Here is a 20,496-nt window from a genome sequence, read left to right on the forward strand (position 1 = left end):
CTGAACGCGAGGTTGTTTCAGGTTCATGCAACCTGACTAAAACGCCCATCGTTACCTCTTTGGAATTCATCCAGAGCATAACGCATTCCATGGGAGCCTTACCAATGCGTACCTTGATCCTCGCGCTCAGCGCCGCCGCCGTCACCATCCCCGCAACGATGGTCGCCCCCGCGACGCACGCCGAAGCGCGCGAGCGCCATCATTATCAGCCGCGCGTTTATGAGGGCCGCGATGGTCGCCGCTATTGCCGCCATTCGGATGGCACGACCGGGCTGCTCGTCGGCGGTGTCGGTGGCGCACTCCTCGGCAATTCGATCGCGGGGCGCGGTGACAAGACGCTCGGCACGGTGCTCGGCGGTGTCGCCGGAGCCTTCGGCGGCCGCGCGCTCGATCGCGCCAGCACCGCGGATCGCCGCTGCAACTAAGGCGTCGCATACGGCGTATAGCACAGGCGCGGATCGGCAACGGTCCGCGCCTTATCTTTTGGAGAAGACCCCATGACGACTCGCAGCGGATCGGCCAGCTATGATGGCCTTGGCAAGGACGGCAAAGGCCATGTCTCGACGCAATCGGGCGTGCTGTCCGACACGCAATACGGCTTCAACAGCCGTTTCGAAAACGGCGCGGGCACCAACCCCGAGGAATTGATCGCGGCCGCGCATGCGAGCTGCTTCACCATGGCGCTGAGCTTCGCGCTCGCCGGTGCCGGTTTCAGCGACGGCAAGCTCGAAACGACCGCCAAGGTGACGATCGACAAGGATGGCGATGGCTTCACCATCACCAAGTCCGCGCTCGACCTGAAGGCGACGATCGAAGGCATTTCGCCCGAGCAATTCGAGACGATCGCCTTGGATGCAAAAGAAAATTGCCCGGTTTCCAAAGTGCTGAAGGCCGAAGTGACGCTGACGCACAGTCTCAACGGCTAAACGCTTGCGGGGGCGTGAACGGACTGTAGTTTTCCGTTCACGCAACCTCTGCCTGCGCGTACCGTTCTACCTGTAATCCAGCACGGATTGCCTCAAGGAGCATTCGACATGCGCAAGTTTTTTCTCGCCGCGGTGATGGCCGCGACCTCGCTTTCCGCGATCCCCGCTACCGCCCAGGATTATCGTGGCGACCGGCAGGATCAGCGCGGCGATGATCGCGGTGACCGTCGCGACGACCGCGCTGACCGCCGCGACGACCGCCGCGATTATCGCCAGGACGCGCGTCAGGACTGGCGCCAGGACCGCCTCCAGGACGCACGTCAGCGCAATTGGCAGCAGTATCGCGGCTATGATTATAATCGGTTCGAGCCAGGCCAGCGTACGTATCTCGCCGACCGCTACTATCGCGACGGCAGCTACTACCAGCCGCGCCGCCTGGGTCGCAACGACCGCATCTATCGTGGTGGCGACAACCGGTATTACTGCCGCCGCAGCGACGGGACGACCGGCCTGATCATCGGCGGTCTGGCAGGTGGCCTGCTCGGTAATTCGCTCGCGAGCGGCGGATCGCGCACGCTGGGCACGTTGATCGGCGGCGGTGCGGGCGCGCTGCTCGGCCAGTCGGTCGATCGCGGCCAGGTACAGTGCCGCTAAGCGCGACACGCAGCTGAACGAAGGGCCCGGCGTGAAAGCGTCGGGCCTTTTGGTGTCAGAGCAGGCCGCCGCCGAGGATCAGGCGGATTACCGCGACGACGAGCACGAACAGGTTGAAGTTGCGCCCCGAGCGATACCCCGACAGCATCCCGATCGCCGCGCCGACGATCGCGAGCGGGATCGCGAGATAATTGGCGAGGCCGAAGAACGGCACCAGGCCGACGAGCGCCACCGGTAAGGCGACGAGCCCGACGAAGATCGAAATCAGATTGACGATGAGTCCCATATCCGGACCATGAACCAAGATAAGATGCGTGCGCAAGCCACGGATCGGCGGCTATGCTATGCAGAACCGATTATTAACCGCGCACGCGCCATAGCGCTGGGTGGATGGGGGAGCGTGGACGTCGATGGGTCGTAGCCGGGTCTTGCTGAGCGTCGTGATACTGCCATTGGCGTTGGCCGCATGCGGCAAGCGCGAGGGCGAGCGCGATCTCGACACGCTCGACAACGAACTGGTCGATGCCGGCGCCGCCGCCCCGAACAGCAGCGACCCGGCGATGACCGCAGCGCTACATGATCAGATCATGGTCGATCCGTCGCTCGCGCAGCGTTCGAACGCGAACAGCGTCCGCCCCCCGGCCCAGCCCTATTCGGGCGGCGTCCCGCCGGTGACGATCGCGCAGAGCGCGGGCAGCGCCGCCGGGACCGACGGCGCCGCGGTGAGCCAGCGCGCCAAGCAGGCCCCCGCCCCCACTTCGAAGACCTGCCCCAATTGCCAGGTGGCCCGCGATTCGCTGACGCTCGGCGCACTCGCCGCCGGCCAGAGCGACAAGCGCACCAGCGGTTGCGCCGGCGCAATGCGCTATTCGGCCAGCTGGGCCGACCGCGTGCCTGCCGACGTGCCGCTCTATCCGGCCGCGCGCGTCGTCGAAGCGGCCGGCGCGGAGACCGGTGCCTGCCATCTGCGCGCAGTCAGCTTCGCGACCAACGCGTCGCTCAAGACGGTGATCGACTGGTATTATACCCGCGTCACCAATGCCGGCTTCAGCGCCGATCATCAGTCCGACGGCGCCGAACATACGCTCGGCGGGACGCGGCAGCGCGATGGCGGAGCCTATGTGCTCTACCTCACCAGCCGCCGCGACGGCGGGACCGATGTCGATATGGTGGCGAATAACGGGCGCTAGGCAATTCCTGCCCCGCGAACCGGGGGAGGCATAAGCACTCGCGCAAAATAAGCGCTTTCGCGCGCGAGGTTCTCATTGCGTGCGATTCGCGCTAACGGACGCAGCATGTATCATCTCATCCTCGTCATGGCGGGCGGCGCGCTCGGTTCCGCCGCGCGTTTCCTCGTCGGACACGCCACGCTCGCGCGCTTCGGCCCCGATTATCCCTTTGGCACGCTGACCGTGAATATCGTCGGCGGTTTCGCGATGGGGCTGCTCGCCGGAATCCTCGCCCGCCACGCCGCCAGCGAGAGCTGGCACCTGCTTCTCGGCGTCGGCGTGCTCGGCGGCTTCACCACCTTTTCGACCTTCGCACTCGACGTCGTCACCTTGGCGCAGCGCGGCGACATGGCAACCGCGCTCGGCTACACGCTCGCCTCGGTGGTCGGTTCGATCGTCGCGGTGTTCCTCGGCCTTTCGCTGACGCGGGTGTCGGCATGAGCAAGGCTCCCACCACCGCCACCACCAAGGCGACTTCCGACGTCCGCCAGTTCAACGTCGGCGCCGACGATGACGGCATCCGGCTCGACCGCTGGTTCAAGCGGCATCTGCCCGACACCAGCTTCACCACGGTCGCCAAATGGGCGCGCACCGGCCAGCTGCGCATCGACGGCGCGCGCGCCAAGCCCGGCGATCATGTCGTCGCCGGCCAGTCGATCCGCGTGCCCCCGGCCGAGCCGGTCCGCGTCGATGCCCCCGTCAAGCGCGAGCGCCCGCCGCTCAGCGACGACGAAATGACCTTCGCGCGCGAAATGGTGATCCACCGCGACGCGCAGGTGATCGTGCTCAACAAGCCGCCAGGCCTCGCGACGCAGGGCGGGACCAAGACGATCGAGCATGTCGACGGCTTGCTCGACGCGCTGCAGGACGATCTCGAGGGTCGCCCCAAGCTCGTCCACCGTCTCGACAAGGATACGTCGGGCGCGCTCGTCATCGCCCGCACCGCGCGCGCGGCGGGGTTCCTGTCGAAATCCTTCTCGTCGCGCACCGCGCGGAAGACCTATTGGGCGCTCGTCGTCGGTGTTCCCTCGATCGAGGACGGCACGATCGAACTGCCGATCGGCAAGCAGCCCGGCTCGGGCGGCGAGAAGATGCACGTCGACGAGAAGGAGGGCAGCCCGGCTCGTACGCGCTACCGCGTGATCGAGATGGCGGGGACGACCACCGCCTGGGTCGAGCTGATCCCGTACACCGGGCGCACGCACCAGCTGCGAGTCCATCTCGCGGCGATCGGCCATCCGATCGTCGGCGACGGGAAGTATGGCGGTCAGGCCGCGTTCCTGACGGGCAACATCAGCCGCAAAATGCATCTGCATTCGCGCCGCATCCGCATCGATCACCCCGATGGCGGGCAGATCGACGTCCAGGCCGAACTGCCGACGCATTTCGCCGAGAGCCTCAAGCAGCTCGGTTTCGACGAGATGCTCGGCAACACCATGCCGCTCGAGGAGCCGCCACCCCCAAGCCGCGCGGTCAAGAAGCAGCAGGCGCGCCAGCACAACAAGACGATGCGCAAGGACCGCAAGGGCGAGCGCCGCCGCCGCGGCGCGGCGACGTAAGCGCCGCGCGCGGCTGATGCACCCCGATTCGACCTTCCGCTGGGAAGATCGCGCGGCGATGCGCGATCTGGTGCGCGAGCTTGGTTTCGGGACGCTGTTCGCCGCGACGCCCGACGGGCCGCGCGTGGTCCATCTGCCGGTGGTGTGGCTCGATGAGACCACCCTCGCGCTCCATGTCTCGCGCGGCAATGGCATCACCAAGCATCTCGATGGCGCGACCGGGCTGTTCGTCGCGCAAGGGCCTGACGGCTATATCAGCCCCGACTGGTACGATCTCGGCAACGAGCAGGTCCCGACGTGGAATTACGTCGCGGTCGAGCTCGAGGGCCGGATGCGTCGGATGGATCAGGCGGGACTGGTCGCACAGCTCGACCAGCTCTCGGCCGAACAGGAGGCACGGCTCGCCCCCAAGCCCGCCTGGACGCGCGCGAAGATGACCCCTTCCGTGTTCGAGCAGATGACGCGCGGGATCGTCGGCTTCACGCTCGAGGTGCAAGGCTGGCGCGGCACGCGCAAGCTCGGGCAGAACAAGCCCGAGGCGGCGCGGCTGTCGGCGGCGGAGGGTGTCGAGGCGGCCGGACGGCGCGGGATCGCCTATTGGATGCGCAACCCCGGGATGCGGAGTTAGACCGATGCCGAACCCCCTCCCCAACCGCCTCGCACTGTTCGATTGCGACGGCACGCTGGTCGACAGCCAGGACAATATCTGTCGCTCGGTCGAGGAAGCCTTCGGCATCGCGCAGATCGCCGCGCCGTCGCGCGCCGCGATCCGCCGGATCGTCGGGCTGAGCCTGGTCGAGGCGATGCAGACGCTGCTGCCGGGCGGTGAAGACGCGCTGCACCGCAGCCTGGCGCAGGATTACAAGGACGCCTTCTTCCGCCTGCGCACTTCGGGCGCGATGGCGGAGGAGCCGCTGTACGATGGCATCATCGACGTGCTCGATACGCTCGCGGCGGACGGCTGGGTGCTCGGCGTCGCCACCGGCAAGTCCGACCGTGGCCTCGCGCATATCCTCGCGCATCACGGGATCGCCGCGCGCTTCGTCACGCTGCAGACCGCCGATCGCCACCCCTCGAAACCGCATCCCTCGATGATCGAGACCGCGATGGCCGATGCCGGCGCGGTGCCGGCAACGACGGTGATGATCGGCGACACCAGCTTCGACATGCTGATGGCGCGCGCCGCGGGCGTGCGCGCGCTCGGCGTGGCATGGGGCTATCACCCGACCGACGAGCTGACCGCCGCCGGTGCGCATGCCATCGCCGAGGCCGTGCCGGCGTTGCCGACCCTCATGCAGGAGCCGATCGCGTGACCGATCCCGACACGACCGCGCGCAATCGCTATTTCCTGATAACGGGCACGCGCCTGGCAGGGGCTGCGGGCGCGATCCTCGGGCTGATCCTGATCGCGCGCGCCGAGGCGACGCTGCCCAAGGTGATCGGCACCGCGCTGGTGCTCTTGGCGCTGCTGATGATCGCGATCGTCCCGCGATCATTGGCGCGCCGCTGGCGCACCCCGCCCGAGGCCTGACGCGCAAACCGCCTCAGGGCTGCGTCTCGACCAGCTCGGCAATCTCGAAGACATGGCTCTTCCAGCCGCGCTGTGCCGCTGCCTCGGCGAGCGCCGATTTCTTGCGCTTGGCCTCCGCAAGCGACTTGGTATGCCCCCAGAACACCTCGCTCTTGCCATTGGCAAGCAGCGCGACGATCCGCCAGTAATGCGTGAACGCCGTGCTCGTCGGCCCGATCGTCTTGACATAGCCATCGGGCAGGGTCGCGGTGAGGTAGCGCTTCTTGGCCACCGCTAGGCCGTCGCGCGGGGCGCACTAGCGCGATTGACGATCATCGGAACTCTCCTGCCATCGCGTCCCTTACGCCATGGCACGACGCTCCCGCCATCCCTTGCGCGACCGCTACGCCGCACCGCGCCGATAGACATGGACCGTCCCGCGGCAGGCGCGCTTGGCGTCGTACAGCGCGAGATCAGCGCGATGCAGCAGGTCGCTGCGATCGCGCACGTCGCAGTCGAGCCAGGCAGCACCGATCGTCGCCGACACGGTGCATCCCCCGCAACCCTCCGCGCCGAGCGTGCGCATATCGCCGACCAGCCGTTCGAGCAGTCCCGCCAGATCCCGCAACGCCGCATCGCGCGTGATCAGCAGGACGAACTCGTCGCCGCCGAGCCGCGCCGCGAAGGTTCCCGCGAGATAGTCGGCGCCGAGGCAGGTCGCCACCTGCCGCAACACCGCGTCGCCGGCGAGATGCCCCTGCGTGTCGTTGACCGCCTTGAAGTGATCGAGATCGATCAAGGCGAGCGCGAGCCGCGTGCCCTCCCGCCGCGCGGCCCCCAGCGCATCGTCGAGCACCTCGTTGAAATAGGCGCGGTTGGCGAGGCCGGTGAGATCGTCGCGACGCGCACTGTGGCGCAATTGCTGCTCCATCCGGTACCGCGCGGTGATGTCCTGCATCACGCCGATCACCGCGACAGGCTGGCCATCGCGCACCTCGAGCTCGCCCATCGACCGGATTCGCCGGACATTGCCCTGCGCGGTGATGAAGTCGGTCTCGAGCGCGAACGGATCGCCCGTCGCGATCGTCCGCGCCAGCCCATCGACGACCTGGGCACGCGCCGCTGGCGGATAGAAAGCGAGCGCGTCGTCGAGCGCGGGTTTGACGCCCGGCGGCAGCCCGTGGATCGCATAGATCTGCTCGGACCATTCGGCACAATTGTCGGCAAGCGTCAGCCGCCACGATCCGATATCGGCCATCCGCTCGGCCTGGCGGAACTGGCGATGCGTGATGTCGAGGCGCTGCAACGCGGCGCCGCGCGCGTCCGCTATGGCGATCGCGCGGGCGGCGAGCGCGCGCGCAGACAGGAGCGATTCGGCGAGCTGGCCGAGCTCGCCCAGCAAGGTCGCTTCCTCGGCGCTCAGCGTGCGGGGATGGTCATCGATGATGCACACCGTCCCCATGGCATACGCCGTTCGGGGGTCCACCGGATCGCGCGCATGGATCGGGACGCCGGCGTAGAACCGGATATTCGGCTCGCCCAGCACCAACGGATTGTCGGCGAAGCGCGGGTCGCGAGTCGCATCGGGCACGACGAGCAAGCCGCCGTCGCGGATCGCATGCGCGCAGAAGGATTGTGTCCGCGGCGTCTCGCACGCTGCCAGGCCGCGCCGCGCCTTGAACCATTGGCGATCCTCGCCGACCAGCGAGAGCAAGGCGATCTTGGTGCCGAACAGACGCTGCGCACAGGCGATGATCGTCTCGAACTCCGCTTCGGGCGGGGTGTCGAGGATCTCCAGGCCATCGAGCACTTCGAGACGCCGCGACTCCCCGGTCTGTGCGAGGATGCCAGCGGCCAAATCCAACTTGGTCATAGCCTATGATAGGATTCGGCCGGTTAAAGAACCGCTATCGCCCCGCCTCAGCTGACGCGGCGCTCGCCATGTTCGAGCATCGCGGGGATGACCACGTCTTCCTCGTCGGACAGATGCCGGCCGAGCAGCGCGAACAGCCGCTGGCTGGTTTCGGCATAGCCATCGACCGCCGCGCGCGAGTCGCCCGGCGTGCCGAGCGCGTGCAGCATCGCGCGCGCCTTCTCGACCGTCGCTTCGAGGCTTTCATGGATGATCCGATGATCGCTTTCGAGCACGTCGAAGCCCGCCGCCATGCGCGAATCGAGCGCGCGGAATTTGGGGAAATAGGCCTGGTCCTCGATCCCGTGATGCCCGTTCAGATGCTGCAGGAAGTGGTTGAGCGCGGGCACGACCGCACTTTGGAACGCGCCAGGCGTGCTGCGCCCTTCGCGAAAGTCGGCGGTGATTCGATCGAGCCGCTGCGCCTGCTCGCGCAGGCTGGCGTGAACGTGCAGCCAGAAGGCGGTGAGCTCGCCATAATTGCGGTGGGCGGGCCATCCCGGCGCCGGGTACGCCGCGCGCAGATAGGCGATGACATCGGGCAACCCGATGCGGTCGGGCAGCAGGAGTGCAGGTGGAGAAAGCGACATTGCGTGGCTCTCGGGCGACGCGCTGTCCGCGTCAAGCGCCCGGCACGCGGGCTAAGGGGGGAAATCTCTGGTCGGGGCGACAGGATTCGAACCTGCGACCCCCACACCCCCAGTGTGATGCGCTACCAGGCTGCGCTACGCCCCGACCGAGGGAGGCGCGTCTAGGACGACCTGCGCGCGGATGCAAGCGCCTTCGCGCGCCTTCTGTCGGTCAGCCGAACTGGCCGAGCGGCAGCAGGCGATTGGCGAGCGCCTGGATCAGTTTGGCATCGCCGCCCTTGACCACGAGTTCGAGCTGCGCCGCGCGGCGCTGGATCAGGCGGTCGACCGGCGTCACTGCCCCGGCGCGCGCCGCCTGGCCGATCAAAGCGACGCCGCGCGCGTCGCCCGGATCGATCGCGAGCCGCAACAGGCCCGCGATTCCAGGGAACAGCGCACGGTCGCCGCCGGCGGCGAGCGCGCGGTCGATCGCGTCGAGCCCGACCGCCTTGCGCGCGCCGAGCCCGCCGCGCGCGACCAACGCACCGAGCGCCTTGACCGCGCTCAGATGCCACGCCCCGAGGGCGGCCAGCGCTTCGGCATCGCGCGGGTTCTTCGCCACCAGCGCCTCGAATTGCGCCTTGGCCGAGAGCGCTTCGCTACGGCTGCGCGTCAGTTTGGCGTGGTAGCTCGTCGCCATTGCGCGCGACAGCAGGGCTTCGCTGTCGCCCGGCGTCTTGGCCAGGGTCGACGACGCCGCCGCCTCGATGCCGGCGAGCTGGGTCAACGCGACGCTGCGATCGCGGACGACGAAGGCAGTTTGGATCAGCATGTCGCGCCCGCTCTCGGCCTGCGCGAGGCCCGGCGCGGTCGCAAGACAGAGGGCCAAGGGCATGAAGAATTTCATCATGGGCTTCGCTACTCAACGGGAAGGACCGAAAGGGTACGATGTTTCGGCGCGCAATCAACCCGTTGCTTTGCGCCGCCGGCGGACCGTAGCGGCGGCCCCGCGCACCGCCCCCACGGAGCTGGCCGCACGAGAGAGCGTTGCGCGGGCGCACCGTACCTGATAGCGCGACGGGCTTGTGGCGTGCCCGAAAGGGTGCGCGATCCCGCGTGTCAGCATGCAGGCGGGTCCAGTCTTACCAAGGTAGCCCATGTTCGCCACCCCAGCCTTTGCCCAGACCGCAGGCGCCGCCGCCGGCCCCGATGGTTTCCTCGCGATGATCATTCAGTTCGCGCCGTTGCTGCTCGTCTTCGTCGTCTTCTATTTCCTGATCCTGCGCCCGCAGCAGAAGCGCGCGCGCGACCAGGCCGCGACAATCGGCGCGGTCAAGAAGGGCGATTCGGTCGTCACGGCGGGCGGCGTGCTCGGCAAGGTGACCAAGGTCGAGGACGCATTCGTCGAGGTCGAAATCGCCCCGTCGATCAAGATCCGCGTCGTCAAGTCGACGCTCGCCGACGTTACGCCGCTCGGCTCCAAGCCCGCGAACGACTGATCCGATGCTCGATTTCCCGCGCTGGAAGGTCGTCTCGATCCTGGGGTTCCTCGCCTGCTTGATGGCGCTGGCGGTCCCCAGTTTCCTGCCTGATTCGGTCACGTCGAAATGGGGTGGCTTTCCACACCCCAAAGTAAACCTCGGGCTCGATCTCGCCGGCGGCAGCTACATGCTGATCGAGGCCGACACCGACGAGCTGGTCAAGAACCGGCTCGAGGCGATGCGCGAGCAGATCATCACCGAAATGGCCAAGGGCCCGCCAATCTCGATCGGCGACATCGCGACCGACGGCGGCAAGCTCAGCTTCCTGCTGCGCGACGTGACGCAGCTCGATGCGGCGCGCGAGCGGCTCAACAAACTGACCGGCGGCGTGGGCTATACCGGCCAGCGCGACTGGGACCTGCAGGTTATCGATTCGTCGCGCGTCGTGATGACGCCGACCCAGGCGGGCATCGCGGCGGCGATCAACACCGCGATGGCGACCGCCACCGACGTCGTGCGCACGCGTATCGACAAGCTCGGCACCAAGGAGCCGACGATCGTCCGCCAGGGCAATGACCGCATCGTCGTCCAGGTGCCGGGTCTCAAGGATCCCAAGGCGCTCCGCGAATTGCTCGGCAAGACCGCCAAGCTCGAATTCAAGATGGTCGATGACACGCCCTACGTGCCCGGCGGCATCGTGCCCGCCGGCAGCCAGGCGCTCCCCTATTCCGAGGCCGGCCCCGGCGCGCAGATCCTCGTCAAGCGCCAGGCGATCCTCACCGGCGACCAGCTGCTGACCGCGAGCCAGGGCTTCAAGCAGGATACCAACGAACCGATCGTCAATTTCGGCTTCAACAGCGAAGGCGGCAAGAAGTTCGCGCGGATCACGCAGGAGCAGACCGGCAAGCGCTTCGCGGTGATCGTCGATGACAAGGTCATTTCCGCGCCGCGCATCAACACGCCGATCCTGGGCGGTTCGGGCTATATCGAAGGCTCGTTCACGGTCGAATCGGCGAACAATTTGTCGATCGCGCTGAGCTCGGGCAAGCTGCCGATCTCGCTCAAGGTCGTCGAGGAACGCACCGTCGGTCCCGATCTCGGCGCCGATTCGATCCATGCCGGCATCCTCGCCTCGGGGATCGCGGTCACGCTCGTCGTGCTGTTCATGATCGCGACCTACGGCCGCTTCGGTTTCTATGCCGACTATGCCGTGGTCATCAACGTCATGGTGATCATGGGCGTGCTCGCCTTGCTCAACGGCACGCTGACGCTGCCGGGGATCGCGGGCTTCGTGCTGACGATCGGCACCGCGGTCGACGCGAACGTCCTGATCAACGAGCGTATCCGCGAGGAACGCCGGCGTGGCCGCAGCGTGATCCAGTCGGTCGAGCTGGGCTATAAGGAAGCGAGCCGCACGATCTTCGAGGCGAACGCGACGCACGCCATCTCGGGCCTGATCATGCTGATGCTCGGCTCGGGCCCGGTGAAGGGTTTCGCGGTCGTTCTGCTGATCGGTATCGCGACCTCGGTATTCACCGCGGTCACCTTCACGCGGATGCTGGTCGTGCTGTGGATTCGCAAGAACCGCCCGACCGAAATCAATATTTGATCGGCCAGAGACATGCGCCTGCTGAAACTCGTTCCCGATAACACCAACCTGCCGTTCGTTTCGCTCCGCAAATGGGCGTTCGGGCTGACCATCCTGCTGTCGCTCGCCGCGATCGGCCTCGTCTTTGCGCGTGGCCTCAATCTCGGCGTCGATTTCGTCGGTGGCTTGATGATCGAGGAGAAATTCTCGACGCCGCCATCGACCGACAAATTGCGTAGCACGATCGACCGGCTCAACCTCGGCGAGGTCCGCCTGCAGACCGTCGGCAATGACGGCAAGACGATCTCGATCAAGCTGCCGCCGGTCAAGAGCCAGGAGAAGGACGCGACCGATCGCGTCGTCGCCACGGTGCAGGCGGCCGTCGTCAAGGATTTCCCCGACGCCAAATTCTCCAAGCAGGATGCGGTGAGCGGCAAGGTTTCGGGCGAGTTGATCTGGAAGGGCATCCTCGCGGTCGTGCTCGCGGTGGTCGGGATCGGCCTGTTCGCGATCTTCCGCTTCGAATGGCAGTTCGGCGTCTCGACCGTCGTCGCGATCGTCCACGACGTGCTGATGACCTTGGGCTTCTTCGCGCTGACCTGGTACGAATTCGACCTCAACATCGTCGCCGCGGTGCTCACGATTATCGGCTATTCGATCAACGACAAGATCGTGATCGACGACCGTATCCGCGAGAACATGCGCCGCTATCGCAAGATGGACATGCCGAGCATCGTCGATCTGTCGGTCAACGAGACGCTGCCGCGGACCGTGATGACCTCGCTGACCATCCTGCTGGCGCTGTTCGCGCTGCTGATCTTCGGTGGCCACGTGCTGCGCGGCTTCACCGCGGCGATGATCCTCGGCATCTTCGTCGGCACCTATTCGTCGATCTACGTGTCGTCGTCGCTGCTGATCACGCTTGGCCTGCGCCCCGATCCGCGCGGCGAGGACGTCCCCGCCGCCACTGCCGGAACGCCCAAGGCGCGCTGATGCGGGTCGAGCGCGAGCGCGGCGTCGGGCCGGTGATCACCGCCTTTTCGGGCGGTGGCTTCAAGGTCGAGGCGGGCGAGTTCATCGGCGTGTATCGCGCGCTGCGGATCTGGCCCGACGGGTCGGAGGAATGGGCGCCGCCGCCGATCGAGACGCTGACCATCGAAGCGCTGGGGCCGCTGCTCGCCATCGAGCCGCGTCCCGAATTCCTGCTGCTCGGCACCGGGGCGACGATGCAGCGCCCTCCCCCCAGCTTCGTCCGCGCGTGCGAAGCGCTCGGCATCGGGGTCGAGGCGATGGACAGCCGCGCCGCGGCGCGCGCCTGGGCGGTGCTGCGCGGTGAGACGCGCTGGGTCGTGGGCGCGCTGTATCCCCTTTGAAGGCGCGCGCCGCGGCGCTATTCTTCCGCCAACGATATGGGGGAGAATAGCGTGATGAAGTCGTTCCTGGTTGCGCTGACGATCATCGCCGCCCCAGCGCTCGCGACCCCACAGGCGGGAACCCCAGCCCCACCATCGGTCTATCCCGCCCCCGTTCCGCCGCCACCGCCCACCGAGCCCGATTATGGCCAGTCGCAGAATTGGCTTTGTCGTCCCGGCCGGCTCGACGCCTGCGATGGCGAACAAACCGCGACGATCATCAAGGCCGACGGATCGCGCAGCATCGAGAAGTTCGGTCCGACAAGTTCGCCAAAGTTCGATTGCTTCTACGTCTATCCGACCGTGTCGTTCGACCGCACCCCCAATAGCGATATGATCGCGGGCCCCGAGGAAAACACCGTCGCCGCATTCCAGGCGGGGCGCTTCGCCGAGCATTGCCGCGTGTTCGCACCGCTCTACCGCCAGGTGACGCTCACCGCGCTCCAGGCGCTGCTCGTGGGCAAGCCGGTCGTCGCCGACCGCGCGATGGCGTATCGCGACGTGAAGGCGGCCTGGGAGGAATATCTCGCCTATGACAATCACGGCCGCGGCGTCGTGCTGATCGGGCACAGCCAGGGCTCGGGCATCCTCAAGCAGCTCGTCGCGGACGCCATCGAAGGCACGCCACAACAGAAACTGATCATCTCGGTGCTGATCCCGGGCACCAATGTCGCGGTACCGGCGGGCAAGGACGTCGGCGGCGACTTCAAATCGACGCCGCTGTGCCACAACGCCAAGGATGTCGGCTGCGTGGTCAGCTATGTCAGCTTCCGCGCCGAATCGCCGCCGCCTGCGAACAGCCGCTTCGGCGTCGTGCCGGAGCCGGGCATGGTCGCGGCCTGCGTCAACCCGGCAGCGCTCGAGGGTGGATCAGCGGTGAGCGACGCCTATCTCGGCGCACGCGGCGCAGGGATGGCGAGCGCGCCGATGGGGCCGTGGACGACCGACGGCGCGGCGGTGACGACACCGTTCGTCAAGGTGCCCGGCCTGATCAGCATCGCCTGCACCACCAGCGGCAGGTTCAGCTATCTGGCGGTATCGGTCAACGCCAAGCCGACCGACAAGCGCACGCAGACGATCGTCGGCGATGTCGCCGTGCGCGGGCGGACGCTTCCCGAATGGGGGCTGCATCTGATCGACCTGCCCATCGCGATGGGCGATCTGGTCGAGCTGAGCGATGCCCAGGCGAAGGTCTGGGCGGGCAAGCAGCCGATTTCAGCGGCGCAGTGAGACCAGCCCACCAAGATGATTGACCAGCGCGGCGGTGTTCGCTGCCCAGGTAAAGCGCGCCGCGCCCTGCCGCACCAGCTCGGGCGGCAGCGGATCGGCGAGCACCGCCGCGATCCCCGCGGCAAACGCGCCCGGAGTCCGATCTACGATGCGGCCATAGGCCGGGTCGGTGACGACCTCGCCCGCCCCGCCTGCCGCGGTGATGACGATCGGCGTGCCACACGCCAGTGCCTCGACCCAGGCGTTGGCGAGCCCTTCGGACGCCGACGCCAAAGCCATCACATCGGCCGCGGCGAGCAGACCGGGTAGATCGCCATGCGGGATCGCGCCGAGCAAGCGCACGCGATCCGCCACGCCACGCACCGCGATCTGCGTTTCGAGCGTGCCGCGCGCAGGCCCTTCGCCCGCGATCAGCAACGTCGCGTCGGGGAGCGAGGCGACCGCATCGATCACAACGTCATGCCCCTTTCGCGCGATCAGCGCCCCGACCGAGACGATCAGCGGCCCGGTCACATCGTAGCGCGCCTTTCCGACGCCTCGGTCGCGCGGCGCGAAGCGGTCGAGATCGACGCCGGTATGGTGGACGCGGATCCGCTCGGCCGGAATGCCGAGCGCGATCATGTCGGCGCGCATCGCTTGCGAAACTGCAAGGGCGCCATCGGCAGCCTGGCCCGCCGCGACGACCTGCGCGCCAGTCGCCGGCGCGGTGCCCCAATGGTGGATATCGGCACCGCGCGCCTTGATCGACACCGGCACGCCGAAATGCCGGCCGAGCGCGACCGCGGCGGGGCCGTCGGGGAAGAAGAACTCGGCATCGATCACGTCGAACGCAAAGTCGCGGCGGATTTCGGCGAGCTGCGGGATCAACCGCCGGGTCAGCGCGCCCGCGTGGAACCGCCCCGCCGTGCCCGGCAGCGTGGTGAAGCGCGGACGATAAGTCGTCAGTCCCTTCCACGTCTCGCGCTCGGGGAGCGCCGCCAGTGCAGCATAGTGCGCGTGGCGCGACAGCGGCCACGGCGGCAGCCCGACCGGCGCGATCAGCCTGAGATCGATGTCCGGATGCGCGGCCAGCCCCACCGTCTGCCGCTCGACGAAAACGCCGAAGTTCGGCCGCGATATATCGGGGAACAGCGTGGCGAGGGTCAGGACGCGGAGCATGGCCGCATCGCTAGCACGAGAGTGTAAAGGTCTTCTCCCCTCGCGTTTGCGCGAGGGGAGACGCGATCGATCAAATCCGCTTGTCGCCGGGATAGGCGAGCAGCAAGTCGCTCGCGGCGTCGGACGAAATCTCGCAGCGCCCGGTGAGCAGCAGGCACTCGCCCGCCTTGAACGCGACGCCATCGACCGTGCCGGAACCCGCGACCGGAACGAACCAGCCCGGAACGCCCTCGGGAAGATTGATGACGCGATGGCCGCCGGCGAAACGCTCGGTCACGAACTTGGGCCCCTCGGACAGGATCTGGTGGTCCTTGCCGTCGGAGGCGGGCGTCGGCAGCGGCACGAACGGGACCGGATCCGACACCTTGACCCCGGCATCGAGATGCAGCTCGCGATCGCTGCCGTAATCGTACAGGCGATAGGTCAGATCGACATTCTGCTGAACTTCGATCGTCGTGATCCCCGCGCCGATCGCATGGATCGTCCCGGCCTTGTTGTAATAGAATTCGCCCGCCTTGACCGGCTTCCAGTCAAGCAGATGCTCGATCGAGCCGTCGAGCGAGGCGGCGCGCAGTTGCTCGTGCGTCATCGGCTCGAGCGTACCGATCGCGATCGTCGAATTGGGTTCGGCGGCGAGGATCAGCCACGCCTCGTCCTTGCCGCGTGGATAGCCGGCGGCCTGCGCGGCGGCATCGTCGGGATGGACCTGGACCGAGAGCTTCTCGCTGGTGAACAGATATTTGATCAGCAGTTCGGGTTCGCCGGCATGCGGCGTCTGGAACCACACTTCGCCGACCTTTTCGCCGCCGGGCGCGGGATCGGCAAAACCGGGCCACAAGGTGTGACGCCCCCATGGCTTTTCGACGCGTTTGGTGGCGAGCAAGATGGCAGTCACGGTTCCGATTCTCCTGTGGGGGGCTTGATACCGCCAACGCATCGTCACGTCCAAGCGATCCGTGCGCGTTAAAAGGATTGTTCGTGCATCGGGGGTTGCGCTAAGGCTGGCGCCAATGCGCACCCCCCTGCCCCGCTCGCCCTTTCTCCGCAGCCTCGCGATCGGTCTGATCGCCGCGACCGCGCTCTCCACTACGGGGTGCGCGCGCAACAAGACCAAGGGCGACATTCCCTATGTCGCGCGCGACGTCGGCACGCTCTACACCGCGGCAAGAAAGCAGCTCGACCAGCGCAACTACAAGATCGCGGCGGCACTGTTCGACGAGGTCGAGCGGCAGCATCCTTACTCGGTCTGGGCGCGCCGCGCGCAGCTGATGAGCGCGTTCAGCTACTATCTGGCGCATGATTACACCGCCTCGATCCAGTCGGCGCAGCGCTTCCTGACGGTCCATCCCGGCAACCGCGACGCGCCCTACGCCTATTATCTCGTCTCGCTCGGCTATTACGAGCAGATCAGCGACGTCACGCGCGACCAGAAGATCACGCAGCAGGCGCTCGATTCGCTCGGCGAGCTGATGCGCCGCTATCCCAATTCGCGCTATGCCGCCGATGCGCGGCTGAAGGTCGATCTGGTCCGCGACCATCTCGCCGGCAAGGAAATGGAGATCGGGCGCTTCTACGAAGTGCGCGGGCAGTGGCTCGCCGCCAACGGCCGCTTCCGCAAGGTGGTCGAGGAATATCAGACGACGACGCACACGCCCGAGGCGCTGATGCGGATGACCGAGACCTATCTCGCGCTCGGCGTGCCAGACGAGGCGCGCAAGTCGGCCGCGGTGCTCGGCGCGAACTATCCCGGCACGCAGTGGTATGAGCGCGCCTACAAGCTCAGCAACGAGCATCCCCCGGTTTCGGTCGCAGCGCTCGCGCCGGGCCAGTTGATCGTCCCCGACAAGAAGAGCGTTGCCGATTCGATCCCGGGCAAGAGCAACGACATCAAGCGCGACACCAGCGCAGCCGCCCCGATCGGCGGCGGATCGGGCACCAACCCGGGCAACCCGAACCCGAACTGAGCCGCACCGACGCCTGTGCGCGCAAAAAGAACGTTACCGGAACGCGGTCAACTCGGCTAAAGGGTAAGGTGACCCCATGCTGATTTCCCTCGCCATTCGCGACGTCGTGCTGATCGAGGCGCTGGACCTGCAGTTCGGGCAGGGCCTCGGCGTGCTGACGGGCGAGACGGGCGCGGGCAAATCGATCCTGCTCGACGCGCTCGGGCTCGCGCTCGGTGCGCGTGGCGAGGCCGGGCTCGTGCGGCAGGGCGCGACGCAGGCGATCGTCACCGCGACCTTCGACACGCCCGAAGCCGACGGACCGATCGTCGCTCTGCTCACCGAAAACGGGCTCGAGCTCGACCCCGGCGAGCCGCTGATGATCCGCCGCATCGTCAAGGCTGATGGCGGCAGCCGCGCCTTCGTCAACGATCAGCCCGCCTCGGCCGGGCTGCTGCGCGAACTCGCGCCGTATCTCGTCGAGATCCACGGCCAGCATGACGATCGCGGGCTGCTCAACGCGCGCGGCCACCGTGCGCTGCTCGACGCGTTCGGGCGCGTCGCGGCGGGATCGACCGCGGCGAGCTACAAGGCGTGGCGGGATGCCGAGGCCGCAATCGCCAGCGCCCGCGCGACGATCGACACCGCAGCGCGCGACCGCGAGTGGCTCGAACATGCTGTCGGCGAATTGCGCGCGCTCGCGCCCGAGCCCGGCGAGGAGGAGGCGCTCGCCGATCGCCGCCGCACGATGCAGCGCTCGGAAAAGATCGCCGAGGACCTGCTCGCGATCGAGAATTGGCTCGAAGGCTCGGACGGCGGCCTTGCGCAGCTGCGCCAGGCGGCGCGCGTGCTCGAACGGATCGCAGAGGATCATACCGCGCTCGCCGATGCGCTCGCCGCGGTCGATCGCGCGGTGATCGAGGGCGCGGTCGCCGAGGAGCGGTTGCGCGAGGCCAAGACCGACCTGTGGTTCGATCCCGCCAGCCTCGAAGACGACGAGACGCGGCTGTTCGAACTGCGCGCGATGGCGCGCAAGCACCGCGTCCAGCCCGATGAGCTCGCCGAGCTGGCGAGCGAGCTTGAGGCCAAGCTCGCCGCGCTCGAGGCCGGCGAAGAGGGTCTCGCCGCGCTAGAGGCGAAGCTGGCCAAGGCGCGCACCGCCTATGACACCGCCGCCGCTGCGCTGACCAAGGCGCGCACCGCGGCCGCGCTGCAGCTCGATGCCGCAGTGAAGGGCGAGCTTGTGCCGCTCAAGCTCGATGCCGCGCGCTTCCGCACCGTCGTCGCGCCTGCCCCGGCCGAGGCGTGGTCGGCGGCGGGCAAGGACCGCGTCGAGTTCGAGATTTCGACCAACCCCGGCGCGCCCTTCGCGCCTTTGGTCAAGATCGCGTCGGGCGGCGAATTGTCGCGCTTCATCCTCGCGCTGAAGGTCGCGCTCGCCGAGCAGGGCGGGGCTGCGACGATGATCTTCGACGAGATCGACCGCGGCGTCGGCGGTGCCGTGGCGAGCGCGATCGGCGAGCGACTCGCGCGGCTCGCTGACGCCACGCAATTGCTCGTCGTCACGCACAGCCCGCAGGTCGCTGCGCGCGGCGGGCATCATTTGCTGATCGCCAAGCGCCACGACGGTGTGGTCACGCGCACCGGCGTGACCGCGCTCGACATCGACCAGCGCCGCGAGGAAATCGCGCGGATGCTATCGGGCGCGACGATCACGCCAGAGGCCCGCGCGCAAGCGGAACGGCTGATCGAGACGGCGTAGACTTCGGTCCGAAGACCGGATCGGAAGCCGTCCTCCCTTCGTCACCCCGGCCTCGTGCCGGGGCCCACCGGGACGCGCATGCTGCGCGGGCAGGATGCGCGGCACGGTGGACCCCGGCACAAGGCCGGGGTGACGGCGATGGAGAAGGGCGGCGCCCCCTCAGAACGGCATCGTCACCGTGAACATGATCCGCTTGGCGACCTTTCCATCGGTCGTTCCGCCCGGCTCGGCATGGAGATTGCCGCGCGCGCCCTTGCCGAGATCGATCCCGATCCCGGGCCCACCGACCTCGGCATATTTTTCCGGCAGCGGGTGCACACGATACTGTTCGCCCGCATCGCGCTTGCCGCACACGACGATGTCGCGCGACGGCTCGGTGCTCGAACACCCGCCGGGATGCCACCGCGCCGGCAAATCGACACTCACACGCCGATCGGCGGGAGGATCGGGCGGCACGCTCGTTTGCAGCGCCAGTAGGATCATCAAGATCATCGCACACCACCTCCGCCTCGACGCCACGATGCTATACACAACCCACCGCGCGTAAAGCCCGCGACATTTGCGGAACACTCTGCTATACGCTCCGCATCGCGCGGTTCCATTTGAGCGACGCGCGACTGAGAGACCCCCTGCGCTCCCGCTTGCATCGCATCGGACGCGCGTTCTGGTTCTTCTGTTTACCCTGTTTCGTCACCCTGCCCGCTGCGGACTCTCCGCGCGCGGGTGACACCATGATCGGATGCGCCGGCCGGGGCCGGACGTCGCATCCGTCTTTGATCTCGGCCCCACTCCGCTGCTTTCGCACGCGTTGCGCGGCGATCCGGCACTAAGGAATACACTATGGCTATCGGCACCGTTAAGTTCTTCAACGCCGACAAGGGTTACGGTTTCATTGCGCCTGAGGGCGGCGGCGGCGATGCGTTCGTCCATATCAGCGCGGTCGAAGCCGCCGGCATGGCGACGCTCGATCGCGACCAGCGCGTTTCGTACGAGCTGGAAGAGGATCGCCGCGGCAAGGTCTCGGCCGTCCGTCTCGCCCAAGCCTGACGCGATTTTGGGGTGTCGCCAGCCGGCGGCACCCCTTTTATTTGGCCCCTCCCTCGATCAGGAGACCTCCGACGAACACCACCGCCATCTTCTATCGCGACCGCGCCCGCCAGGCCGAGTCCGAAGCTGCCACCGCCACGCTCGACAACGTCCGCACGCGCCATCTGCGCGCCGCCAAGGCCTGGGACGAAATGGCGACCCGCGCCGAAAAGACCGCCGAGCGCAAGTCGACCAACGAAGAAGCCAAGCTTGCGGCCGAGATGACCGAGGATGACGACGAGGTCGTAACCCCCTAGCGGCGGATGGCCGCTAGCGACCCCGTCCGGACATCGCGACCCGCGAAGCGCGTGTCGCGTGCTTGGCCCGATTGACCCCAAGACGCGGTATGTACAACGGTGATCGTTCCGTTTTTCCACCAATGCGTTCGTGCAGCCCCGACAATTTCAAAGCGCGTTCCGGTCCACATCATGAACGCAACGTGTAGGACAGCGCCGCGTCCGCTTTCGCCCAATTGCA

At 67.3% G+C, this 20,496-nt stretch carries 26 protein-coding genes and 1 tRNA gene; 18 read left to right on the forward strand and 9 right to left on the reverse strand.

The genetic code is table 11. The features are described from left to right. Nucleotides 1–104: 104 nt before the first annotated feature. From EAH76_RS11145 to EAH76_RS11155, 3 genes are all read left to right on the forward strand, one after another. Entirely contained in the window at nt 105–425 is a 321-nt protein-coding gene (locus tag EAH76_RS11145) for a glycine zipper 2TM domain-containing protein (protein ID WP_140850245.1), read from the forward strand. Between the two features lie 72 nt (nt 426–497). After that, on the forward strand, nt 498–926 hold the full coding sequence (locus EAH76_RS11150; protein ID WP_140850246.1) for an OsmC family protein: 429 nt from the start codon (nt 498–500) through the stop codon (nt 924–926). A 108-nt stretch (nt 927–1,034) separates the two neighbouring features. Beyond that, complete coding sequence (locus EAH76_RS11155; RefSeq protein ID WP_140850247.1) at nt 1,035–1,580, forward strand: glycine zipper 2TM domain-containing protein; 546 nt, start codon at nt 1,035–1,037, stop codon at nt 1,578–1,580. 55 nt (nt 1,581–1,635) lie between these two features. Here EAH76_RS11155 and EAH76_RS11160 read toward each other — a convergent pair whose 3' ends face one another. Continuing rightward, on the reverse strand, nt 1,636–1,866 hold the full coding sequence (locus tag EAH76_RS11160) for a hypothetical protein (protein ID WP_140850248.1): 231 nt from the start codon (nt 1,864–1,866) through the stop codon (nt 1,636–1,638). 124 nt (nt 1,867–1,990) lie between these two features. Between EAH76_RS11160 and EAH76_RS11165 the strand changes: the two genes are divergently transcribed. The 6 genes from EAH76_RS11165 (at nt 1,991) to EAH76_RS11190 (ending at nt 5,899) form a co-directional block, all read left to right on the forward strand. Then, the gene (locus EAH76_RS11165; RefSeq protein ID WP_140850249.1) at nt 1,991–2,770 is read left to right on the forward strand and encodes a hypothetical protein; all 780 of its coding nucleotides are present in this window, start codon (nt 1,991–1,993) and stop codon (nt 2,768–2,770) included. A gap of 105 nt (nt 2,771–2,875) precedes the next feature. Next, nucleotides 2,876–3,250, forward strand: coding sequence for a fluoride efflux transporter CrcB (gene crcB / locus EAH76_RS11170; RefSeq protein WP_140850250.1), 375 nt, complete (start codon nt 2,876–2,878; stop codon nt 3,248–3,250). Beyond that, on the forward strand, nt 3,247–4,368 hold the full coding sequence (locus tag EAH76_RS11175) for an RluA family pseudouridine synthase (protein ID WP_140850251.1): 1,122 nt from the start codon (nt 3,247–3,249) through the stop codon (nt 4,366–4,368). Before crcB ends, EAH76_RS11175 begins: the two co-directional genes overlap by 4 nt. A 16-nt stretch (nt 4,369–4,384) precedes the next feature. Continuing rightward, nucleotides 4,385–4,996: an FMN-binding negative transcriptional regulator gene (locus EAH76_RS11180; protein WP_140850252.1), complete on the forward strand. Its 612-nt coding sequence runs from the start codon at nt 4,385–4,387 to the stop codon at nt 4,994–4,996. A 4-nt stretch (nt 4,997–5,000) separates the two neighbouring features. Beyond that, nucleotides 5,001–5,681 carry an HAD-IA family hydrolase gene (locus EAH76_RS11185; protein WP_140850253.1) on the forward strand — a complete coding sequence of 227 codons (681 nt, stop codon included), beginning with the start codon at nt 5,001–5,003 and terminating at the stop codon, nt 5,679–5,681. Then, nucleotides 5,678–5,899, forward strand: coding sequence for a hypothetical protein (locus EAH76_RS11190; RefSeq protein ID WP_140850254.1), 222 nt, complete (start codon nt 5,678–5,680; stop codon nt 5,897–5,899). Before EAH76_RS11185 ends, EAH76_RS11190 begins: the two co-directional genes overlap by 4 nt. Nucleotides 5,900–5,912: 13 nt before the next feature. Here EAH76_RS11190 and EAH76_RS11195 read toward each other — a convergent pair whose 3' ends face one another. The 5 genes from EAH76_RS11195 to EAH76_RS11215 form a co-directional block, all read right to left on the reverse strand. Next, complete coding sequence (locus tag EAH76_RS11195; protein WP_133186153.1) at nt 5,913–6,170, reverse strand: hypothetical protein; 258 nt, start codon at nt 6,168–6,170, stop codon at nt 5,913–5,915. A 111-nt stretch (nt 6,171–6,281) separates the two neighbouring features. Then, nucleotides 6,282–7,751 (reverse strand): sensor domain-containing diguanylate cyclase, encoded by a 1,470-nt coding sequence (locus EAH76_RS11200; RefSeq protein WP_241659639.1) that lies wholly within the window; start codon nt 7,749–7,751, stop codon nt 6,282–6,284. Nucleotides 7,752–7,798: 47 nt separating this feature from the next. Beyond that, nucleotides 7,799–8,380 (reverse strand): hemerythrin domain-containing protein, encoded by a 582-nt coding sequence (locus EAH76_RS11205; protein ID WP_140850255.1) that lies wholly within the window; start codon nt 8,378–8,380, stop codon nt 7,799–7,801. A gap of 68 nt (nt 8,381–8,448) precedes the next feature. Then, nucleotides 8,449–8,525: transfer RNA gene (locus EAH76_RS11210), tRNA-Pro, on the reverse strand. Between the two features lie 66 nt (nt 8,526–8,591). After that, nucleotides 8,592–9,254: a hypothetical protein gene (locus EAH76_RS11215; RefSeq protein WP_241659640.1), complete on the reverse strand. Its 663-nt coding sequence runs from the start codon at nt 9,252–9,254 to the stop codon at nt 8,592–8,594. Nucleotides 9,255–9,516: 262 nt separating this feature from the next. Here EAH76_RS11215 and yajC point away from each other — a divergent pair, with 262 nt between their 5' ends. From yajC to EAH76_RS11240, 5 genes are read left to right on the forward strand one after another with little or no spacing between them, the layout of a single operon-like run. Further along, complete coding sequence (gene yajC / locus EAH76_RS11220; RefSeq protein WP_140850256.1) at nt 9,517–9,858, forward strand: preprotein translocase subunit YajC; 342 nt, start codon at nt 9,517–9,519, stop codon at nt 9,856–9,858. A gap of 4 nt (nt 9,859–9,862) precedes the next feature. Next, nucleotides 9,863–11,449: a protein translocase subunit SecD gene (gene secD / locus EAH76_RS11225; RefSeq protein WP_140850257.1), complete on the forward strand. Its 1,587-nt coding sequence runs from the start codon at nt 9,863–9,865 to the stop codon at nt 11,447–11,449. Nucleotides 11,450–11,461: 12 nt separating this feature from the next. Then, entirely contained in the window at nt 11,462–12,421 is a 960-nt protein-coding gene (secF, locus tag EAH76_RS11230; protein WP_140850258.1) for a protein translocase subunit SecF, read from the forward strand. Then, a complete protein-coding gene (locus tag EAH76_RS11235; protein ID WP_140850259.1) occupies nt 12,421–12,801 on the forward strand; it encodes an Mth938-like domain-containing protein in 381 nt (126 codons plus the stop codon). The genes secF and EAH76_RS11235 overlap by 1 nt, the downstream gene beginning before the upstream one ends. 54 nt (nt 12,802–12,855) lie before the next feature. Then, nucleotides 12,856–14,070 (forward strand): DUF3089 domain-containing protein, encoded by a 1,215-nt coding sequence (locus EAH76_RS11240; RefSeq protein WP_140850260.1) that lies wholly within the window; start codon nt 12,856–12,858, stop codon nt 14,068–14,070. On the opposite strand, the gene EAH76_RS11245 is transcribed toward EAH76_RS11240, so the two are convergent. Further along, a complete protein-coding gene (locus tag EAH76_RS11245; RefSeq protein WP_140850261.1) occupies nt 14,056–15,228 on the reverse strand; it encodes a glycosyltransferase in 1,173 nt (390 codons plus the stop codon). The two genes, EAH76_RS11240 and EAH76_RS11245, sit on opposite strands and share 15 nt — an antisense overlap. Nucleotides 15,229–15,298: 70 nt before the next feature. Then, nucleotides 15,299–16,123, reverse strand: a complete 825-nt coding sequence (locus EAH76_RS11250) for a class I mannose-6-phosphate isomerase (protein ID WP_140850262.1) — start codon at nt 16,121–16,123, stop codon at nt 15,299–15,301. A gap of 115 nt (nt 16,124–16,238) precedes the next feature. Between EAH76_RS11250 and EAH76_RS11255 the strand changes: the two genes are divergently transcribed. Beyond that, nucleotides 16,239–17,192, forward strand: coding sequence for an outer membrane protein assembly factor BamD (locus EAH76_RS11255; RefSeq protein ID WP_140850263.1), 954 nt, complete (start codon nt 16,239–16,241; stop codon nt 17,190–17,192). Nucleotides 17,193–17,268: 76 nt separating this feature from the next. After that, nucleotides 17,269–18,933, forward strand: coding sequence for a DNA repair protein RecN (gene recN, locus EAH76_RS11260; RefSeq protein WP_140850264.1), 1,665 nt, complete (start codon nt 17,269–17,271; stop codon nt 18,931–18,933). A gap of 159 nt (nt 18,934–19,092) precedes the next feature. Here the strand turns inward: recN and EAH76_RS11265 are convergent, their stop codons facing one another. Then, a complete protein-coding gene (locus tag EAH76_RS11265; protein WP_140850265.1) occupies nt 19,093–19,425 on the reverse strand; it encodes a hypothetical protein in 333 nt (110 codons plus the stop codon). Nucleotides 19,426–19,773: 348 nt separating this feature from the next. On the opposite strand from EAH76_RS11265, the gene EAH76_RS11270 reads away from it, so the two are divergent. Both EAH76_RS11270 and EAH76_RS11275 read left to right on the forward strand, forming a co-directional pair. Next, nucleotides 19,774–19,980, forward strand: a complete 207-nt coding sequence (locus tag EAH76_RS11270) for a cold-shock protein (protein ID WP_010185321.1) — start codon at nt 19,774–19,776, stop codon at nt 19,978–19,980. A 41-nt stretch (nt 19,981–20,021) separates the two neighbouring features. Beyond that, nucleotides 20,022–20,276, forward strand: a complete 255-nt coding sequence (locus tag EAH76_RS11275; RefSeq protein ID WP_241659641.1) for a hypothetical protein — start codon at nt 20,022–20,024, stop codon at nt 20,274–20,276. Nucleotides 20,277–20,496: the final 220 nt, after the last annotated feature.

Source organism: Sphingomonas glacialis (genome assembly GCF_006439055.1).
Classification (GTDB): domain Bacteria; phylum Pseudomonadota; class Alphaproteobacteria; order Sphingomonadales; family Sphingomonadaceae; genus Sphingomonas; species Sphingomonas glacialis_A.

Bases quoted from the DNA above. Each gene is read 5' to 3' on its own strand.
- EAH76_RS11255 (WP_140850263.1), top strand. From the start codon at position 16,239: ATGCGCACCCCCCTGCCCCGCTCGCCCTTTCTCCGCAGCCTCGCGATC.
- EAH76_RS11205 (WP_140850255.1), bottom strand. From the start codon at position 8,380: ATGTCGCTTTCTCCACCTGCACTCCTGCTGCCCGACCGCATCGGGTTG.
- EAH76_RS11215 (WP_241659640.1), bottom strand. From the start codon at position 9,254: ATGCCCTTGGCCCTCTGTCTTGCGACCGCGCCGGGCCTCGCGCAGGCC.
- EAH76_RS11245 (WP_140850261.1), bottom strand. From the start codon at position 15,228: ATGCTCCGCGTCCTGACCCTCGCCACGCTGTTCCCCGATATATCGCGG.
- secF (WP_140850258.1), top strand. From the start codon at position 11,462: ATGCGCCTGCTGAAACTCGTTCCCGATAACACCAACCTGCCGTTCGTT.
- secD (WP_140850257.1), top strand. From the start codon at position 9,863: ATGCTCGATTTCCCGCGCTGGAAGGTCGTCTCGATCCTGGGGTTCCTC.
- EAH76_RS11185 (WP_140850253.1), top strand. From the start codon at position 5,001: ATGCCGAACCCCCTCCCCAACCGCCTCGCACTGTTCGATTGCGACGGC.
- EAH76_RS11160 (WP_140850248.1), bottom strand. From the start codon at position 1,866: ATGGGACTCATCGTCAATCTGATTTCGATCTTCGTCGGGCTCGTCGCC.
- EAH76_RS11165 (WP_140850249.1), top strand. From the start codon at position 1,991: ATGGGTCGTAGCCGGGTCTTGCTGAGCGTCGTGATACTGCCATTGGCG.
- EAH76_RS11175 (WP_140850251.1), top strand. From the start codon at position 3,247: ATGAGCAAGGCTCCCACCACCGCCACCACCAAGGCGACTTCCGACGTC.
- EAH76_RS11180 (WP_140850252.1), top strand. From the start codon at position 4,385: ATGCACCCCGATTCGACCTTCCGCTGGGAAGATCGCGCGGCGATGCGC.
- EAH76_RS11150 (WP_140850246.1), top strand. From the start codon at position 498: ATGACGACTCGCAGCGGATCGGCCAGCTATGATGGCCTTGGCAAGGAC.
- EAH76_RS11235 (WP_140850259.1), top strand. From the start codon at position 12,421: ATGCGGGTCGAGCGCGAGCGCGGCGTCGGGCCGGTGATCACCGCCTTT.
- EAH76_RS11240 (WP_140850260.1), top strand. From the start codon at position 12,856: ATGAAGTCGTTCCTGGTTGCGCTGACGATCATCGCCGCCCCAGCGCTC.
- EAH76_RS11200 (WP_241659639.1), bottom strand. From the start codon at position 7,751: ATGACCAAGTTGGATTTGGCCGCTGGCATCCTCGCACAGACCGGGGAG.
- EAH76_RS11155 (WP_140850247.1), top strand. From the start codon at position 1,035: ATGCGCAAGTTTTTTCTCGCCGCGGTGATGGCCGCGACCTCGCTTTCC.
- EAH76_RS11270 (WP_010185321.1), top strand. From the start codon at position 19,774: ATGGCTATCGGCACCGTTAAGTTCTTCAACGCCGACAAGGGTTACGGT.
- crcB (WP_140850250.1), top strand. From the start codon at position 2,876: ATGTATCATCTCATCCTCGTCATGGCGGGCGGCGCGCTCGGTTCCGCC.
- recN (WP_140850264.1), top strand. From the start codon at position 17,269: ATGCTGATTTCCCTCGCCATTCGCGACGTCGTGCTGATCGAGGCGCTG.
- yajC (WP_140850256.1), top strand. From the start codon at position 9,517: ATGTTCGCCACCCCAGCCTTTGCCCAGACCGCAGGCGCCGCCGCCGGC.
- EAH76_RS11265 (WP_140850265.1), bottom strand. From the start codon at position 19,425: ATGATCTTGATGATCCTACTGGCGCTGCAAACGAGCGTGCCGCCCGAT.
- EAH76_RS11145 (WP_140850245.1), top strand. From the start codon at position 105: ATGCGTACCTTGATCCTCGCGCTCAGCGCCGCCGCCGTCACCATCCCC.